Raw genomic sequence first — 16,184 nt, 5'->3', positions numbered from 1 at the left:
CCTGGATAGTCCTTTGCGTCAGGCCGCGTCTCCGCGAAAGTATTGATCTGGATCAATCGAGCCAGGTCGCCTCTTGCTTGTCGAGAGCCCCTGACGACTATGCAAAAACTGCCAAGGCTGTGGCGTCATGGACACAGCCTTTCAATAAAAGGCCGGCTGAACGCGAGTATGCCGATTTCGCATGGACCAACGGCGGCGTCAGCTTATTGTTTCCGAGAGTTTCTACCCCGCCGGAGTAATGGCGGGATCGCGAAAGTCGGGGATCGGCGATGCGGTACCTTGGACCTGGTTTGGGACGCAGATTTTTTTCGCAGTGGCATTTGAGTGTTGGGGCGCTTGCCGCTCTGCTGGTGCTTTCCACCCAAGCGGCTCGCGCCGATGAAAATGGCATCAGCTTTTGGCTACCCGGATTTTTTGGCAGCCTCGCGGCTGTTCCTCAGCAGGCGCCGGGCTGGTCGGTGACCTCGGTTTATTATCACACCTCCGTTTCCGCCGGCGGCGACGTGGCGCGGTCGCGCGAAATCACGCTTGGTCGCTTTCCGGCGAATCTGACGGCCACCGTGAACGCGACCGTCAATGCGAATGTGAATCTTGGCCTTGTGGCCGGGACTTATACTTTTGCGACACCGGTGCTTGGTGGTCAGGCCTCTGCCAGCCTGTTGGCGACCTACGGCTCCAACTCCACGTCGCTGGCGGGATCACTCGTTGGGACATTGACGGGACCGGGCGGCGCCACGTCCCCCTTCTCCCGGTTTGACAGCATCGACAGCTCGCTCATTGCATTCGGCGACCTGATCCCGCAGTTCGCGCTGCGCTGGAATGCCGGCGTCAACAATTACATGACATACGTTACCGCCGACCTCCCGGCCGGCGCCTACCAGTCGGGCCGCCTTGCGAATCTGGGGCTTGGGCACTGGGCAATCGACGCGGGCGGCGGCTACACCTATTTCGATCCAAAGACCGGGCATGAATTTTCGACGGTGCTGGGATTCACCTACAACTTCGTCAACCCCTCCACTGACTATCAAAGCGGCGTCGACATGCACCTCGATTGGGGCGCGTCGCAATTCCTGACCAAGCAGTGGCAGGTCGGCCTCGTCGGTTACCTCTATCAGCAGCTCGGATGCGACAGCGGCTCCGGCGATCGCGTCGGCTGCTTCCGGTCGCGCGTGGCCGGCGTCGGCCCGCAGGTCGGCTACATTTTCCCGGTCGGAGACATGCAGGGATATCTGAACCTGAAGGGCTACGGCGAATTCGCCAATGAAAATCGGCCGGCAGGCTGGAACGTCTGGCTGACGTTCAATCTTCAGCCCGCGGCGCCAACGCCGCCGACATCCACAAGGCCCAGATTCACAAAGTAGCAGCGCCGGTGACGCTGCCACCGGCGCCGTGCTGAAGGATCAATCCGGCGCGGCGGCAGCAACGCAATCAGCCAATAGACACTCCGATGACGGCCGAGCCGAGTGGCATCCGCTTTGCCCTCAGAAGCGGACCTTTATGAACACACGCCCTGGCCGATGGCCTCCGTCGTTGCGAACGTAAGCGACTTTTCTGGCGAGGCCGCAGCGTCAACGCCGCTCGCCGCCCCGTTGACAGCGTAGCGAACTCCCGGCATCCTCGCATCGCTGCATGTAGGGCGCATCGGCGTTCGGCCGAAGGGGCAATGCCCACCTACGCGACGTCAACCGTAGCTGCGCCCATGCCCAATCTCGAAAACCTTCGCAAGCAGGCCAAGCTGATTCTGCGCAGGCATCGCGACCGTTATCATCCGGTCGCCGCCCAGATCAGGTCGGGCTTGTCCCGTTTCAGCCAGATGACAGATTCCGAAATCCTCGCGCACAGCTTCAAGCTGGGCGATGCGCAGGAATTGGTCGCGCGGCAGCACGGGTTCGAGAGCTGGCAGGCGCTCAAGACAGGATCCTTGACCATGACCAATCGTGCAGACGTTCAATCGACCAGACCCTTCATCACCGCTGCCGAGCCGCAGCTGTTCGTGGCCGATATCAATGCGGCGTGCGACTTCTTCGTCGGCAAGCTCGGCTTCACCGTCGCCTTCACCTATGGCGAGCCGCCGTTCTACGCACAGGTCGCGCGCGACGGAGCAAAACTCAATCTGCGCTGCGTCGCGGCGCCGCTGATTGACGGCGCGCTGCGCGATCGCGAACAGTTGCTGGCGGCGTCGCTGACGGTCGCGAGCGCCAACGAGATCAAGGCGCTGTTCCTGGAATTTCAGGCGGCTGATGTGAACTTGTTCCAGACGCTGAAGCGGCAGCCTTGGGGCGCGCGGGATTTTATCGTCAAGGATCCGGACGGCAATTTGCTGCTGTTTGCCGGGCCCGCTGAGTAGCCTCCGTCATTGCGAGCGAAGCGAAGCAATCCATCTCACAAATTGTGGAGTGGGATTGCTTCGTCGCGTCAGCGCAAAATTGCTTCGCAATTTTGTCGCGAGCTCCTCACAATGACGGTTAAAGTGCGCCGCGCTCCTGCAGCAGCGCCAGCACTGCGTTGAGGTCGGGCAGCACGGCTGCGCATTTCGCGCGCGTCGCCTCGGTCGGCGCCGCCATGTCCGGCACCATCAGCGTGATGGCGCCGGCGGCGTGGGCGGCCGTGACGCCGTGGTTGGAGTCTTCCACGGCGATGCACGCCGCCGGCGTCACGTCAAGCCGCGCGGCGGCCTTCAGATAGAGCTCCGGGTTTGGCTTGCCGTGCGTCACGTCGTCGAGCGTCAACAGCGTCTCGAAACGGTCGCGGATTCCGGCGAGCGTGAGATGGCGCTCGGCCGTGCGGCGGGATGAAGAGGTCACGATCGCGGTCCGGCAGTCGGCGGCGGCAAGGCCGTCGAGCAGCTCGAGCGTGCCGGTCTTCAACGGCAGGCCGGCGTCAAACATGCGATCGCGGGTGACGATGAAGGCGCGATTGACGTCAGCGAGCGGAAACGCCGCGCCATAGCGATCGATCAGCATCGCCTCGCAGACCGGGCCGGGCAGTCCGACCATGGAATGACAGAGCGCGGCGACATCATCGGTGTAGCCGCTGGCATTCAGCGCCGCGACCAGGCTGTCGAAGTAAACCTTCTCGGTGTCGAGCAGCGTGCCGTCCATGTCGAGCAGGACGGCGTCGACGGTCCAGCGTGCGTTCACGTTGCGCCCACCGCTGCCTGCTGCTCCGCCAGTTTCCGCAAGCATGAAGGGCACAGGCAGTCGCCGCCGTCGGTCGGCATCGGCAGGCGAAAGCTTTCGTCGGAACACCAGCACGGTCCGCCGAGCGAGCAGGAGAAGTCGCTGCCGCATGCCGTGCAGGCAAGCCGGCGCGCAGAGACTGGTTCGGAACGATCGTTTGAAGAAGGGCGCATTCTAACCGCGATTTAATGCGCGAATTAATCTCGGGTTCATCCCGAACCGCGCTATGATGCCATGCAGCTGATATAGCCGGGTTCGGCCGCCAAGGGAATTGCTGAGGACGCTGTGATGGCCCGTGATTCGCAAGCCGCGCTGGTTGCCCTCAACCGATTTGGATTTGGCGCCCGCGGCGGGGCGGCCGGCGACTTCATCAACGCCGCCTCCGATCCGCGCGGCTTCGTGCTGGCGGAGCTCGTGCGTCCGAACGGCGCGCTGCTCGAAGTGCCCGGCCTGCTCTCGACGCCGGAACTCGGCAAGCAGGTGTTCGACTATCAGTTCGAGATCCAGCAGGCGCGCAACGCCGCGAAGGCCGCGCAATCAGGCGCCAGCGAGACGCCGCAGGGGCCGGACGCAAAGCCGCAGCAGCGGCGCAATCTGTCGCTCTCTTCCGCCGCCAAGGAGATCGATCCTGCGATGCAGACGCAGGCCGTCGACCACGCCAATGCAGCGATGACGCCGCCTCCGACGATGCAACCGGTGGCCGGTCCGCCCAAGCCGCCGGCGCAACCGCTCAACATCATCCAGAAGACGTTCCGCGCCGAGGCACTGGCGCGGCTGCAGCGCGGCGTGGTCGCCGATTGCGGCTTCGTCGAGCGGCTCGTGGTGTTCTGGTCCAACCACCTCTGCATCTCCGCCAACAAGGGCGCGCTGGCGCGGATGTGGGCCGGCTCGTTCGAGCGCGAAGCGATCCGCCCGCATGTGCTTGGCCGCTTCGGCGACATGCTGAAGGCCGTCGAGCAGCATCCGGCGATGCTGTTCTTCCTCGACAATCAGCAATCGCTGGGACCGGAGTCGCGCGCCGGCATCAACCGCAACCGCGGCCTCAACGAAAACCTCGCCCGCGAGATCATGGAGCTGCATACGCTCGGCGTCGGCGGCGGCTACACCCAGGACGACGTGACGTCGCTAGCGCGCGTCATCACCGGCTGGACCTTTGCCGGCCGGCAGGGCCAGCTCGGCACGCCCGGCAGTTTTGTGTTCAATGCCAATGCGCACCAGCCCGGTCCGCAGCAGGTGCTGGGCAAGACCTATACGCAGGCCGGCGTCGCGCAGGGCGAGGCGGTGCTGTCCGATATCGCACGGCATCCCTCGACGGTAAAATTCATCGCGACCAAGTTCGCCCGCCACTTTGTCGCGGATGATCCGCCGCCGGCGCTGGTGGCGAAGCTGCAGGATACGTTCAGCAAGACCGACGGCGATCTCAGGGCGCTCGCCACCGCGCTGGTCGGGTCGAATGAAGCGTGGCAGGCGCCGTTGACGAAGATGCGCTCGCCTTACGAATTCCTGGTCGCCTCTGGCCGGCTGCTGGCGCGCAATCCCGAAGATCCCGCGCGCTATCTCAACGGCCTCAACGTGCTTGGCCAGCCCTTGTGGTCGCCGGCCGGACCGAACGGTTTTCCGGACACCGCTGCAGCCTGGGCGGCGCCTGAGGGCCTCAAGCTCAGGCTCGACATCTCGGCGCAACTGGCGTCCCAGCTCGCCGACCGGTTCGATCCGCGCGACCTGCTCGAGCTGGTGGCCGCGGATGCCGCTTCGCCGGAGACGCGGCGCACCATCGAGCGTGCCGAGTCGCGGCAGCAGGCGCTGGCGTTGCTGTTGATGTCCCCTGAATTCCAGAGGAGATGACGATGGATTGCTCCGAGAGCCTGATGCTGCAGGCGACGTCGCGGCGCGCGCTACTGCTCGGCGGCGCCTCCTTTGCCGCCTGGGCCTATTTGCCGAAATTCGCGCGCGCCGCCGACGGCCGCGATCCCCGCTTTATCGTCGTGATCCTGCGCGGCGCGCTCGACGGCCTCGCCACCGTCGCGCCGATTGGCGATCCGGACTATGCGGGCCTGCACGGCGCGATCGCGCTGAAGGCCGACGGGCCGAACGCGGCGGTGATGCTGGATCCGTTCTTCGGCCTGCACCCGGCGATGCCGGAATTCGCGCGGATGTATCGCGCCAAGCAGGCTGCGGTGGTCCATGCGGTGGCGACCTCCTATCGCGATCGTTCTCACTTTGATGGACAGGATGTGCTGGAGAGCGGTTTCCCCGGTCCCGGCCGCGTGCAGTCCGGCTGGCTCAATCGCGCGCTGGAGGCGCTGCCGAAAGGCGAGCGGGTGACGAGCGCTCTCGCGGTCGGCCCGACCACGCCCCTGGTGTTGCGCGGCGCGGCGCCAACCGTCGGCTGGGCACCGACCGCGCTGCCGCAGGCCGCCGACGACACCGCGATGCGGCTGCTCGATCTCTATCAGCACCGCGATCCGACGCTGGCGAGCGCACTGACGCAGGGATTGCAGCTCGAGAAGCAGGCCCAGGGCGACGAGATGAAGCCGAAGCCCGGCGCAGGCGGCGTGGCGGCGATGCGGCTGGTGGCGCGCGGCGCCGCCAAATTGATGGCGGCGGATGACGGCCCGCGGATCGGCGCGCTCGCCTTCGACGGCTGGGATACGCATGCCAATGAAGGCGGCCCGGTCGGCCGTCTCGCGCAGCTGCTCGGCGGACTCGACGGTGCGCTGGCGGAATTCCAGAGTGGACTCGGCGCGCGCTGGCGCGACACCGTGATCGTGGTCGCCACCGAGTTCGGCCGCACCGCGCGCATCAACGGCACCGACGGCACCGACCACGGCACCGGCACCATCGCGCTGCTCGCCGGCGGCGCGGTGAACGGCGGCCGAATGATCACCGACTGGCCGGGCCTCAAGCCGGCCAATCTCTACCAGGCCCGCGACCTCGCCCCGACCACCGACCTGCGCGCGGTGATCAAGGGCGTGCTGCACGACGAGTTCGGCCTCGGCGAGCGCGTGCTGGCGGAGACGGTGTTTCCCGACAGCGCGCCGGTGCGGGCGATGAAGGGGTTGGTGGTTTAACGGCCAGCCCCAATCACGCTGTCGTCCCGGCGAAGGCCGGGACCCATTATCACCGCTGATTATCGTTGCAGCGCGCTGGGGCCACAGCGCGCCTCAACAACGTAACCCTGTGGTTATGGGTCCCGGCCTTCGCCGGGACGACGACAAGGTTACTTCGTAATCCGATCGATCTCCGCCATCTCCTCGGCACTCAGCTTCCAGCTGATCGCCTTGACGTTCTGCTCGATCTGCTCGGGGCGCGTCGCGCCGGCGATCACGCTTGCGACTTGCGGGCGGGCGGCGAGCCAGGAGAAGGCGAGCTCGAGCATGGTGTGGCCGCGCTCTCTCGCAAAAGCCTGCAGCTTCTCGACGATGTCTTCGTTGCGCGGCGTCACGTAACGATCCTTCAACGCCGGCGCCTTGGCGAAGCGGGTGTCGGCGGGCGCAGCAGTGCCGCGTTGATACTTGCCGGTCAAAAGACCGCTGGCGAGCGGGAAGAACGGCAGCAGGCCGAGATTGTACGCCTGCGCCGCAGGCAGCAAATCCTTCTCGATATCACGCACCACGAGGCTGTATTCGTCCTGGCAGGACACGAAGCGGTTCACGTTCATCTGGTGCGCGACGTACTCCGCCTCCGCGATGCGCCAGGCTGGGAAGTTGGAGTTGCCGATGTAGCGCACCTTGCCCTGGCGCACGAGATCGTCGAGCGCGCGCAGCGTCTCGTCGATCGGCGTCAGCGGATCGTAGTCGTGCTGCTGGTAGAGATCGATGTAGTCGGTCTTCAGGCGGGTGAGGCTCGCTTCGACGGCGGACATGATGTAGCGCCGCGAAGCGCCCTGCCTGGTGCCGTCGCTCGCCATCGGCTTGGAATATTTGGTGGCGAGCACGATGTCCTTGCGGCGGTCGCCCAGCACGGTGCCGAGCACGGTTTCCGAGCCGCCCATGCCGGCATAGATGTCGGCGGTGTCGAACAGCGTGATGCCGAGATCGATCGCCTTGTGGATCACCTTTCGCGAGGTTTCCAGATCGGTGCGCTGGCCGAAATTGTTGCAGCCGATGCCGACCGCGGACACGCGCAGGCCGGAGCCGCCGAGATTACGAATTTCCATGAGATAATCCTGTGGGATAGGCGAGGGGACGGCGCGTATAGTGGCGTGCACGCCGGAGCCCGGCAAGGTGCCGACCTACCGCAGATCACGCATGGCACCTATCACGCACGGCAATGCCGCAAAAAAAGCGGTCCCGGTCAGACGCGGCGACTGACGGGGACCGCTCGGGGCGCAGGATCTGAGACGGGGGGCCTGATCTTACGCGAGCGAAGCCTAGCGGGGCTTTGTAACGTGCCGGTGACATCCCGGTTAATCCACAGGTTGCGCAGCCGTGCTCAGAGAATCTTGCGGTAGATCACGAAGCCCGGCCTGTCCGCGACCTTGTCATAAAGCTGCATCGCGGTGTGGTTGGTCTCATGCGTCTGCCAGTAGACGCGCGGCGAACCCACAAGCTTCGCCTGCGTGTAGACGCCGTTGATCAGGGCGCGGCCGACGCCCTTGCCGCGCGCGGCCTCGCTGGTGAAGAGATCCTGCAAGTAGCAGGTCGGCGCGATCGCCGTGGTCGAGCGATGAAACAGATAGTGCGTCAGCCCAAGCAGTTTTCCGCCGGCGTCGGCGACCAGCGCGTGCACCGGCTCATAGGCGTCGAAGAAGCGCGACCAGGTCATCGCGGTGATCTCGGGCGCGAGCGCCGTCGGTCCGGACCGCTCGTAGAAGGCGTTGTAGCCGTCCCAGAGGGGAAGCCACTGGGCGTAATCGTCGCGCGTGACGAAGCGGATGGTGACGTCGTCGGACATGGAGATCCCTGGATGGCCTGCGTTGCGCGATGCGTGTGCATCGCTTGCGACGTTCTATCGTTGCCGCCGTGTGGGATCAATTGCGAGCGCGATCGCGCCTCACTCGGCGGCGCGCAGCAGCTGCGCCAGATGGCGTTCGCGCCCGGCGCGCTGCGCCCGGTATTCGTCGGCCTTGGCGGGATCGTCGGTGTGCCGCACCAGGTCCGTCACCGGCGTGTAGCTCAGCATGCGGCCGCCGTCGGGCAACGCCGTGCAGCTGAAGCGCAGCACCTGGCCGTCGGCGAGATTGAGGTTGATCGGCGTGGAATCGCCCGCGCGCATCATCTCGATGCGCTTGGCGACGAATGCACTCAGTTCGTCTTCCGGCAATTCATAGGCGCCGGTGTCGCGGCCGTGATACATCAGCGCGACGAACGGCGGCTTGCTCTCGGCCTGCGCATCCGACAGCGCGAAATAATCCCGGAAGGCGCGGTTGATGAATTCGGCGCGGGTGTCGGCGTCGAGCAGCACGATGCCGATGTCGACCTGGTCGAGCGCGGCGGCGAGCCGGGCCGCGGTGGCGTGATGCTGCTGCTCCGCGGCAAAGGCATCGATCCATTTCTGCCGCAGCATCCCGGTGATCACTGCGGTGCCGGCCGTCGTCGCGACCAGCATCAGCATCCGCGCGACGTCGGCGGTGTCATAACCGGGCAGCGCACGATGATCGAGGAAGAACAGTGCCGAGGCGACGACCGCGATCGCGGCGGAGATCAACCCGGAGGTGATGCCGCTGACGGAGCTCGCCAGTGCCACGATGCAGACGAACAGCGGCGCGGGATTGGGAACGGCGACGATCAGCCGATCGATCAGGAAGGCGGCGAGCGCCGTGATCGCCGTCAAGGCCGGTCCTGAAATTGCACGCCAGTCGAACCGCATGCGCGTTCTCATCTCTGTCAAACGAACGATAAAGCCGTAGTTTGACGTCAGAGCCGCGATGGCGCCGGGATTTTGGCCCCGACCGTTAAGGTGGCCTTGTCCCATCCGAACCAGCTTTCGCTGCTTTCAAATCAAATGATATGCAGATCGGCATGGAACCCGGTTCCGTGCCTGCGGGTTACCGCGTGCTTTGCTTGCAAGAGGACATCGATGCCCACCATTTCGCCTTCGCTGTTGCCGATCCTGATGCTGTTCGCCTCGAACGTCTTCATGACCTTCGCCTGGTACGGCCATCTCAAGTTCAAGGATCACTCGCTCCCCATCGTCATCATGGCGAGCTGGGGCATCGCCTTCTTCGAATACTGGCTTGCGGTACCGGCCAATCGCTGGGGCAGCGCGGTCTACTCGGCGGCGCAGCTCAAGACCATGCAGGAGGTGATCACGCTGGTCGTGTTCGCCGGCTTCTCGGTGCTGTATTTGAAGGAGCCGCTGGGCTGGAATCACGCGCTCGGCTTTGCCTTCATCGCCGCCGGCGCGTTCCTGATCTTCCACAAATGGGGTTAGTCGTGTGGGGCCTGCCTGGCGGCAGGCGCCGTGTGCTGCGCGGGGTGCGCGCGGTCTTCACCCTGGGTGCCGGTCACGATCAACAGCGATGCCGCCAGCAGGATTGCCGCCGACAGCGTCACGGTCACCAGTCCGACGGGGGTCTTCAACATGTCGCGCCGCTGTCTCTCCCGCGCCTTGCCGCGGATGAAGGTGCCAAGTGGAATTGCTTGATTACGCCGGGAACGCCGTTGCCATGCCGATGTTGCTCGACAGCACCGTCACGGCGACGACCAGACACAGCGTCAGCGCGCCAAGCGCGAGCGACGCGGCGATCGCGTTGGTCAGCCGGGACGATGCCACTGGGGCAGGGCGGCCATCGAAGCCTGCCGTGCCGGACCACCGTGTCATGGTCTAAATCCTTGGGGTCTAAATCCCTCAGGCCGCGAGCGAATCACTCGCGACATCCGAGCAAATCTGCCTGTGGTCACCGGCAAGATTGCGGCGGCGGCGCCCTTTGAAAACGGCAGAAATGCGGCAATGACGAGGGTTTTGCCCGCCATTTGGGCAGTTTCCCCGCTATTCCCGATATTCAGACCCGGTTGTTCAGACGCCTGCCGTGAGGCGGGCCTCAGGCTCGGCCTCGGTCCCGGGCCGCCAATCCATCGAGACAAATCCGGGGGTCTGCTCGACCCGTTTCAGCCAGGCGCGGACCGACGGAAAGGTCGCGAGGTCGAAGTCGCAGCGGTCGGCGACATGGGTGTAGCCGTAGAGCGCGATGTCGGCGACCGTGAACTGGTCGGCGGCGAAATAGGCGTGCCCCTTGAGGTGATTTTCCATCACCTGCAGCGCGGCATAGCCGCGCTCCATCCAGTCCTCCAGCGCGTGCGTCTGCAGGTCGCGCCCGCCCTTGACCAGCGATAGCCAGAAATAGGCGGCCCCGATGTTCGGCTCCAGCGCATGCTGCTCGAAGAACATCCACTGCAGCGCCTCGGCGCGCTCGATCCGCGACTCCGGCGCCAGCGGCGTGCCGATCGCAACGTACCAGAGGATGGCATTGGACTCGGCGAGATGGCGGCCGTCGACTTCCAGCAGCGGCACCTGGCCGCTCGGATTCTTGGCCAGGAATTCCGGAGTGCGGCTCTCGCCGCGCAGGATGTCGATCTCGATCGCCTCGTACGGCGTGTTCAACACGGCGAGCGCCAGCCGGACCTTGTAGCTGTTGCCAGAGCGCTGCATCGAATAGAGCTTGTACATTGCGTCGGTGTTCACTCGGTGCGTCGGGTTCACTTGGTCTGAGACGGTACGCTTGAAAAATTGCGCGGCCTGTCACACCGCAACGCGCTTAAACAATGATGCCGACAGCGGTGCGTCGCAAGCCCTGCACAGTGGAAAAAGTCGAAACGTCTACCGCACTGCACGCGTTCAGAACGATTCCATCAACACGGCAGAACAACTCGGATCACGGCTGCGCGACGCTGTGCACGGTGCCGGTCGATGCCGTGGTGGATCTGCGGCAATTCACAAACCTTAACGCGCGACGGGCCCGCCGGACCGCACGCCGTCGGCACCGCGAGGTGCGCGCCGCGCGGCACATTGTCCTCGGAGCAATCCGCGCTGGCGCAGGCCGCCGGAAGCCTTGCCGGCTAGGCTGCAGCCGCCGCCGCCGGGCTTGCCGGATATGAGCCATTTGGCTCCGGAACTTGCGGAATGTTGCGCGCGTTGCGGGCCATGCGCGAAAGTTTTCGTGCTTTGCCGCCAAGCTTCTTGCGATGCAGCGGCGACAGGCCTAGGGTGCCGCGATCCCATTCAAATCAAGTCGTGGCCGAACGGCTCACGACGTTTGCCAGGAGATGATTATGGCCTTCCTGTCCGCTGCGCTCGACCGTGTGAAGCCGTCCGCGACGATCGCGGTCACGGACAAAGCACGCGCGCTGAAAGCCGCGGGCCGCAACGTCATCGGCCTCGGTGCCGGCGAGCCGGACTTCGACACGCCCGCCAACATCAAGCTGGCTGCGATCCACGCGATCGAGGCCGGCAAGACCAAGTACACCGATGTCGGCGGCATTCCGGAGCTCAAGGAAGCCATCATCAACAAGTTCTCGCGCGAGAACGGCCTGAGCTACAAGCCGAACCAGATCATCGTCGGCACCGGCGGCAAGCAGGTGCTCTACAATGCGCTGATGGCGACCATCAATCCAGGCGACGAGGTCATCATCCCGGCGCCGTACTGGGTCAGCTATCCCGAGATGGTGGCGCTCGCCGGCGGCGAGTCGGTGCCGGTGATCTGTCCGGCGTCGAGCGGCTTCAAGCTGCGTCCGCAGGATCTCGAAAAGGCGATCACGCCGAAGACCAAGTGGGTGATCCTGTGCTCGCCGTCGAACCCGACCGGTTCGGCCTACACCAGGAGCGAGCTCAAGGCGATCACCGACGTGCTGGTCCGCCATCCGCATGTCTGGGTGATGACCGACGACATGTACGAGCACCTCGTCTATGACGACTTCGTCTTCACCACCGCGGCGCAGGTCGAGCCGAGCCTCTACGATCGCACGCTGACCGTGAACGGCGTGTCGAAGGCCTACTGCATGACCGGCTGGCGCATTGGCTACGCCGGCGGCCCGGCGCAACTGATCAAGGCGATGGCGACGATCCAGTCGCAGTCGACCTCGAACCCGTCGTCGATCGCGCAATGGGCTTCCGTCGAGGCGCTCAACGGTCCGCAGGACTTCATCGCCGCGAACAACAAGGTGTTCAAGGAGCGCCGCGACCTCGTGGTGTCGATGCTCAACCAGGCCAGCGGCATCGAGTGTCCGCGGCCGGAAGGCGCGTTCTACGTGTATCCGTCCTGCGCCGGCACGATCGGCAAGACGGCGCCGTCGGGCAAGGTGATCGACAACGACGAGACCTTCGTCACCGAGCTGCTCGAGAGCGAGGGTGTCGCCGTGGTGCAGGGCTCGGCGTTCGGTCTCGGACCGGCGTTCCGCATCTCCTACGCCACCAAGACCTCAGATCTCGATGATGCCTGCAAGCGCATCCAGCGCTTCTGCGGCAATCTGCGCTAGTCGTTCCGAACTCACGAAACTCAGGAAACGCTCCTGCACCAAGTGCGGGAGCGTTTCTGTTTGTGTCTCGAGATCGCGTGCCGGTAAATTCGACGAGTCAAATCACATCCTGCTCACTTCACGCGCGTGTGCGCGAACGACGATGCCACACGCGCGAAGTTTTTAGGGCGTCTTTGCGGACTGCCTTGTTTTGGACACGAGCCTTCCCTTCTGTCCGCCGCGCTAATTCAGTTCATCTTGCGGAGACAGACCAAATGCGACTTTCGACTCTCACCCTTGCAGCGCTTGCGTTGCTGGCGCCGTTCGCCACCGCCAATGCGGCGCCCGAGGTTCAGGCCGGGGTCCTGCAATGCCAGGGCGGCGAGAATGTCGGCTTCGTCGTCGGCTCCGTCGCCCGCCTCGAATGCGTGTTCCAGAGCGCCAACGCCCGCCGGCCGGAGCCGTATGTTGCGACCGTGAAGCGGATCGGTCTCGACCTCGGCGTCACCGCGACGACGCAGCTCGCCTGGGCCGTCAGCGCGCCGACCACGCAGCTCCCGCGCGGTGCGCTCGCCGGCAGCTACGGCGGCGTCGGCGTCAACGCTTCGGTCGGCCTCGGCGCCGGCGGTAACTTCCTGTTCGGCGGCCCGAACAACGCTTACGCGCTGCAGCCGATCAGCGTGCAGGGCCAGACCGGCCTCAACGTCGCGGCCGGCATCGCCGGCATCGATCTCGAGCCGGTCCGCCTCGCTGGTCCGCGCCGTCATCATCACCACCGTCATCACCACCACCACTAAGCCGGTCGGTGTTTGATCAAAGGGGCCCGCGAAAGCGGGCCTCTTTTTTTGCGTCTGTCGTTTGTTGTGTTTTGCGCGGCAGGTTCTGCACGGCAGCGGGATCATAGCAACATCGCCACATCCCGTAACAATCGGTGGCCGAGCACCGCAAATTCTGGCTGTACATCCGATGTTATGGCATAGGAGGCGACAGGCGCCGCAGACACGGCGCCGTTCTGTTCTCTGCTCGCGTCACGCCTTTCAGCCGGAGACCTCCAACATGCGTCGCTTCATCCTCCTCGCCGGTGCTGCCCTCGCTTCGCTCGCGATCGTTGGCGCCAACGCCCAACAGCCGATCCAGCGCGTGCAGGTCGGTATCCTGGAATGCCGCGGCGGCGCGAGCGTCGGATTCATCGTCGGCTCCGTGACCAATCTCGGCTGCGTGCTGCGCGTCGACGGTGCGCCTGAGGACCGTTACATCGCGACCATTCGCAAGGTCGGCATCGATCTCGGCATCACCCAGGAGTCGGCGCTGGCCTGGGGCGTCTATGCGCCGGTGGCCCAGCTTGGGCCGGGCGCGCTCTCCGGCAACTACGCCGGCGCGCAGGGCAGCGCGACGCTCGGCGTCGGCGTCGGCGGTAACGTGTTGGTCGGCGGTTCCGACAACACCATCGCCTTGCAGCCGCTCAGCTTGCAGGGGCAGGTCGGCATCAATATCGCCGCCGGCCTCGAGAGTCTGGAGCTACGTCCGGGGCGCTAACTCAAGCTGCACCGTTTTGTATTCCGCCGAAGAAGCTGCGGGCTTCTTCGGCAACCACCTCGGGCGCCTCGGCGTGGACATAGTGCCCGGCCTCGACGAACCTGATCGAAGGTTCGGTCCAGTATTCATTCAGCCGGTCCGACCATTCCGGCGCGATCAAGGGATCGCGGCGGCCCCAGAGAAAGCGCGAGGGGATTTCGATGCGCGGCTGCGCCGGCAGCCTGCCTTCCAGCCAGCGCCGGCGATTGGGTGCCGACGAGAGATACCAGTCGAAGCCGCCCTGGATGTTGCCGGGCTTCATGAAGTTATCGACATAGGCTTCCAGCAGGTCGCCGAACACGGCGGAATTGTCGCCCGACCAGTGATCGAGGAAGTGGCGGAAATAAAGTCGGCATGACTCGCGCGAGCTTCCGACCAGTTGCGCCGCCCATGGCAGCTGCTGGAAGTATTGATACCAGACTTCGATCAGGTGACTGGGCTGGCCGTAGCGGTTGCCGAGGCCCGGATAGGGCGTGCACAGATAGAGCGTACCCGTCAGCCGCTGCGGCTGACGATGCGACATCGCCTGCATGACGTAGGCGCCGAGATCGCCGCCGATCACGCCGAACCTGTCATGACCGATCGCATCCATCACCGCGAACATATCCAGCGCGTGGCGCTCCGCGGTGGCGGACGCATCGGGGCCGGCCGTCGGCTTGCCGGTGTCGCCGCAGCCGCGCAGGTCCGGCGAGATCAATTCGAAACGGTCGCCGAGACGCAGCATCACCGGACGCCACACCAGCCAGAACTCCGGCCAGCCGTGCAGCAGGAGCAGCGGCGGGCCCTTGCCGAAGCGCGCGACGTTGACGCTGATGCCGCCGATATCGATCTTCTCCTGCGTGATGCCTGCCGCGGCCGCTTCCGCGAAAGCCTTTTCCAGCGCCGTCATTGCGACCTCCTGTGGTTTGCCGCAGGCTGTCCGCGTTCGCTTCTCCGGTCCAATATTCGTTCGATACGGTAGCAGAGCTATTGCGTATGACCGCAGGCGCGGGCCGCCGTGCTATACCGCCGCAATGGAATTGAGACACCTCAGATATTTCGTGGCGCTCGGCGAAGAATTGAACTTCACGCGCGCGGCCGAGCGGCTGCACATCGCGCAACCGCCGCTGAGCCAGCAAATTCGCCAGCTCGAGGACGAGCTCGGCGTGACGCTGCTGCAGCGGAATAGCCGTCCTGTCAGGCTCACCGAGGCCGGCGAGCTGTTTCTTGCGCGCGCACGTGCGCTGCTCGCCGGTTTCGAGGACGCGGTTGCCGATACCAGGCGCGTCGGCCGCGGTCAGGCTGGAAAGCTCGCGATCGGATTCGTCGGCTCCGCAATGTTTGCCGGCCTTCCCGATATCATAGGCAGCTATCGCGACGCCTGTCCCGATGTCGAGCTCGTGCTTGACGAGATGCTGGCGGCCGAGATCGCCGAGGCGCTGCGGCGGCGCCGGATCGACGTCGGCTTCGTGCGCCCGGCGTTGCTCGCCGAAGCGGGGCTTGCCCAGCGCCTCATCCTGGAGGAGCCCTATGTCGCAGCGTTGCCGCGCGCGCATCCGCTCGCGGCGCGCGATGACATTGCGCTCGCCGAATTGTCCGACGATGCCTTCGTGCTCTATCCGGTGCGGCCGGAGCCGTCGGTCACCGGCCTGATCGTGGCCGCCTGCCAGGTTGCGGGATTCACGCCGCGTCTGGCGCAGGAGGTGCTTCATCTGCAGACCGCGATCGGTCTGATCGCAGCCGGTGTCGGCGTGTCGCTCGTTCCGGAGGCCGCGGCACGCGCGCAGCCCGGTCGCGGCGTGGCTTACGTTCCGCTTGCCGCACCGGCGGTGATGGCACCGCTCACGATCGCATGGCGTGATGAAGACGTCTCGCCTGCCGTGCAGCGCCTGCTCGACATCGCGACGCGCTGGCGCGCGACAGCGGCGGCACCGGCCTAAGGAACTGGTGCACCCGATACGTTCGTCCGGACAATAGTGGTAATTCCCGCCGTCGTGGCCATGGTTAAACGACGCCGCACCGCAGCGACGTTTTCCCGCTTGCCAAACGCGAAACG

17 protein-coding genes are annotated in these 16,184 nt (G+C 65.1%); 9 read left to right on the top strand and 8 right to left on the bottom strand.

Annotation, left to right across the window (positions count from 1 at the left end; translation table 11 throughout):
* The first annotated feature begins 269 nt into the window (after nt 1-269).
* Both HAP48_RS08925 and HAP48_RS08920 read left to right on the top strand, forming a co-directional pair.
* Complete coding sequence (locus HAP48_RS08925; RefSeq protein ID WP_224496977.1) at nt 270-1,361, top strand: SphA family protein; 1,092 nt, start codon at nt 270-272, stop codon at nt 1,359-1,361.
* Between the two features lie 338 nt (nt 1,362-1,699).
* A complete protein-coding gene (locus HAP48_RS08920) occupies nt 1,700-2,347 on the top strand; it encodes a VOC family protein (RefSeq protein ID WP_166214067.1) in 648 nt (215 codons plus the stop codon).
* Between the two features lie 118 nt (nt 2,348-2,465).
* Here HAP48_RS08920 and HAP48_RS08915 read toward each other — a convergent pair whose 3' ends face one another.
* A complete protein-coding gene (locus tag HAP48_RS08915; RefSeq protein ID WP_166214068.1) occupies nt 2,466-3,140 on the bottom strand; it encodes an HAD family hydrolase in 675 nt (224 codons plus the stop codon).
* 327 nt (nt 3,141-3,467) lie between these two features.
* Here HAP48_RS08915 and HAP48_RS08905 point away from each other — a divergent pair, with 327 nt between their 5' ends.
* Together HAP48_RS08905 and HAP48_RS08900 are read left to right on the top strand one after the other, a co-directional pair.
* Nucleotides 3,468-5,024 carry a DUF1800 domain-containing protein gene (locus HAP48_RS08905; RefSeq protein WP_166214069.1) on the top strand — a complete coding sequence of 519 codons (1,557 nt, stop codon included), beginning with the start codon at nt 3,468-3,470 and terminating at the stop codon, nt 5,022-5,024.
* Nucleotides 5,021-6,250 carry a DUF1501 domain-containing protein gene (locus HAP48_RS08900; RefSeq protein ID WP_166214070.1) on the top strand — a complete coding sequence of 410 codons (1,230 nt, stop codon included), beginning with the start codon at nt 5,021-5,023 and terminating at the stop codon, nt 6,248-6,250. Before HAP48_RS08905 ends, HAP48_RS08900 begins: the two co-directional genes overlap by 4 nt.
* A gap of 149 nt (nt 6,251-6,399) precedes the next feature.
* Here HAP48_RS08900 and HAP48_RS08895 read toward each other — a convergent pair whose 3' ends face one another.
* From HAP48_RS08895 to HAP48_RS08885, 3 genes are all read right to left on the bottom strand, one after another.
* Nucleotides 6,400-7,338, bottom strand: coding sequence for an aldo/keto reductase (locus HAP48_RS08895; RefSeq protein WP_166214071.1), 939 nt, complete (start codon nt 7,336-7,338; stop codon nt 6,400-6,402).
* 275 nt (nt 7,339-7,613) lie between these two features.
* On the bottom strand, nt 7,614-8,075 hold the full coding sequence (locus tag HAP48_RS08890) for a GNAT family N-acetyltransferase (RefSeq protein ID WP_166214072.1): 462 nt from the start codon (nt 8,073-8,075) through the stop codon (nt 7,614-7,616).
* A 99-nt stretch (nt 8,076-8,174) separates the two neighbouring features.
* Nucleotides 8,175-8,990 carry a PAS domain-containing protein gene (locus HAP48_RS08885; RefSeq protein ID WP_166214073.1) on the bottom strand — a complete coding sequence of 272 codons (816 nt, stop codon included), beginning with the start codon at nt 8,988-8,990 and terminating at the stop codon, nt 8,175-8,177.
* Between the two features lie 210 nt (nt 8,991-9,200).
* Here HAP48_RS08885 and HAP48_RS08880 point away from each other — a divergent pair, with 210 nt between their 5' ends.
* Complete coding sequence (locus tag HAP48_RS08880; RefSeq protein WP_166214074.1) at nt 9,201-9,554, top strand: DMT family protein; 354 nt, start codon at nt 9,201-9,203, stop codon at nt 9,552-9,554.
* On the opposite strand, the gene HAP48_RS08875 is transcribed toward HAP48_RS08880, so the two are convergent.
* From HAP48_RS08875 to HAP48_RS08865, 3 genes are all read right to left on the bottom strand, one after another.
* On the bottom strand, nt 9,551-9,706 hold the full coding sequence (locus HAP48_RS08875; RefSeq protein WP_166214075.1) for a hypothetical protein: 156 nt from the start codon (nt 9,704-9,706) through the stop codon (nt 9,551-9,553). The two genes, HAP48_RS08880 and HAP48_RS08875, sit on opposite strands and share 4 nt — an antisense overlap.
* A 61-nt stretch (nt 9,707-9,767) precedes the next feature.
* On the bottom strand, nt 9,768-9,944 hold the full coding sequence (locus tag HAP48_RS08870) for a hypothetical protein (RefSeq protein WP_166214076.1): 177 nt from the start codon (nt 9,942-9,944) through the stop codon (nt 9,768-9,770).
* Between the two features lie 195 nt (nt 9,945-10,139).
* Nucleotides 10,140-10,790 carry a glutathione S-transferase family protein gene (locus tag HAP48_RS08865; RefSeq protein ID WP_166216699.1) on the bottom strand — a complete coding sequence of 217 codons (651 nt, stop codon included), beginning with the start codon at nt 10,788-10,790 and terminating at the stop codon, nt 10,140-10,142.
* Nucleotides 10,791-11,392: 602 nt separating this feature from the next.
* Here HAP48_RS08865 and HAP48_RS08860 point away from each other — a divergent pair.
* The 3 genes from HAP48_RS08860 (at nt 11,393) to HAP48_RS08850 (ending at nt 14,110) form a co-directional block, all read left to right on the top strand.
* Entirely contained in the window at nt 11,393-12,595 is a 1,203-nt protein-coding gene (locus HAP48_RS08860; RefSeq protein ID WP_029083465.1) for a pyridoxal phosphate-dependent aminotransferase, read from the top strand.
* Nucleotides 12,596-12,849: 254 nt separating this feature from the next.
* Nucleotides 12,850-13,371 carry a DUF992 domain-containing protein gene (locus HAP48_RS08855; protein WP_166214077.1) on the top strand — a complete coding sequence of 174 codons (522 nt, stop codon included), beginning with the start codon at nt 12,850-12,852 and terminating at the stop codon, nt 13,369-13,371.
* Nucleotides 13,372-13,630: 259 nt separating this feature from the next.
* Nucleotides 13,631-14,110: a DUF992 domain-containing protein gene (locus HAP48_RS08850; RefSeq protein WP_166214078.1), complete on the top strand. Its 480-nt coding sequence runs from the start codon at nt 13,631-13,633 to the stop codon at nt 14,108-14,110.
* Nucleotide 14,111: 1 nt separating this feature from the next.
* Here the strand turns inward: HAP48_RS08850 and HAP48_RS08845 are convergent, their stop codons facing one another.
* Nucleotides 14,112-15,038, bottom strand: coding sequence for an alpha/beta fold hydrolase (locus HAP48_RS08845; RefSeq protein ID WP_175612344.1), 927 nt, complete (start codon nt 15,036-15,038; stop codon nt 14,112-14,114).
* Nucleotides 15,039-15,162: 124 nt separating this feature from the next.
* Between HAP48_RS08845 and HAP48_RS08840 the strand changes: the two genes are divergently transcribed.
* Entirely contained in the window at nt 15,163-16,068 is a 906-nt protein-coding gene (locus HAP48_RS08840; RefSeq protein ID WP_166214079.1) for a LysR substrate-binding domain-containing protein, read from the top strand.
* The last annotated feature ends 116 nt before the right edge of the window (nt 16,069-16,184 follow it).

The organism is Bradyrhizobium septentrionale (genome assembly GCF_011516645.4).
Classification (GTDB): Bacteria; Pseudomonadota; Alphaproteobacteria; order Rhizobiales; family Xanthobacteraceae; genus Bradyrhizobium; species Bradyrhizobium septentrionale.
The sequence above is the reverse complement of the archived record's forward strand: the minus strand, read 5'-3'. Positions and strand labels throughout refer to the sequence as shown.

Bases quoted from the DNA above. Each gene is read 5' to 3' on its own strand.
- HAP48_RS08925 (WP_224496977.1), top strand. From the start codon at position 270: ATGCGGTACCTTGGACCTGGTTTGGGACGCAGATTTTTTTCGCAGTGG.
- HAP48_RS08920 (WP_166214067.1), top strand. From the start codon at position 1,700: ATGCCCAATCTCGAAAACCTTCGCAAGCAGGCCAAGCTGATTCTGCGC.
- HAP48_RS08905 (WP_166214069.1), top strand. From the start codon at position 3,468: ATGGCCCGTGATTCGCAAGCCGCGCTGGTTGCCCTCAACCGATTTGGA.
- HAP48_RS08900 (WP_166214070.1), top strand. From the start codon at position 5,021: ATGACGATGGATTGCTCCGAGAGCCTGATGCTGCAGGCGACGTCGCGG.
- HAP48_RS08895 (WP_166214071.1), bottom strand. From the start codon at position 7,338: ATGGAAATTCGTAATCTCGGCGGCTCCGGCCTGCGCGTGTCCGCGGTC.
- HAP48_RS08890 (WP_166214072.1), bottom strand. From the start codon at position 8,075: ATGTCCGACGACGTCACCATCCGCTTCGTCACGCGCGACGATTACGCC.
- HAP48_RS08885 (WP_166214073.1), bottom strand. From the start codon at position 8,990: ATGCGGTTCGACTGGCGTGCAATTTCAGGACCGGCCTTGACGGCGATC.
- HAP48_RS08880 (WP_166214074.1), top strand. From the start codon at position 9,201: ATGCCCACCATTTCGCCTTCGCTGTTGCCGATCCTGATGCTGTTCGCC.
- HAP48_RS08875 (WP_166214075.1), bottom strand. From the start codon at position 9,706: ATGTTGAAGACCCCCGTCGGACTGGTGACCGTGACGCTGTCGGCGGCA.
- HAP48_RS08870 (WP_166214076.1), bottom strand. From the start codon at position 9,944: ATGACACGGTGGTCCGGCACGGCAGGCTTCGATGGCCGCCCTGCCCCA.
- HAP48_RS08865 (WP_166216699.1), bottom strand. From the start codon at position 10,790: ATGTACAAGCTCTATTCGATGCAGCGCTCTGGCAACAGCTACAAGGTC.
- HAP48_RS08860 (WP_029083465.1), top strand. From the start codon at position 11,393: ATGGCCTTCCTGTCCGCTGCGCTCGACCGTGTGAAGCCGTCCGCGACG.
- HAP48_RS08855 (WP_166214077.1), top strand. From the start codon at position 12,850: ATGCGACTTTCGACTCTCACCCTTGCAGCGCTTGCGTTGCTGGCGCCG.
- HAP48_RS08850 (WP_166214078.1), top strand. From the start codon at position 13,631: ATGCGTCGCTTCATCCTCCTCGCCGGTGCTGCCCTCGCTTCGCTCGCG.
- HAP48_RS08845 (WP_175612344.1), bottom strand. From the start codon at position 15,038: ATGACGGCGCTGGAAAAGGCTTTCGCGGAAGCGGCCGCGGCAGGCATC.
- HAP48_RS08840 (WP_166214079.1), top strand. From the start codon at position 15,163: ATGGAATTGAGACACCTCAGATATTTCGTGGCGCTCGGCGAAGAATTG.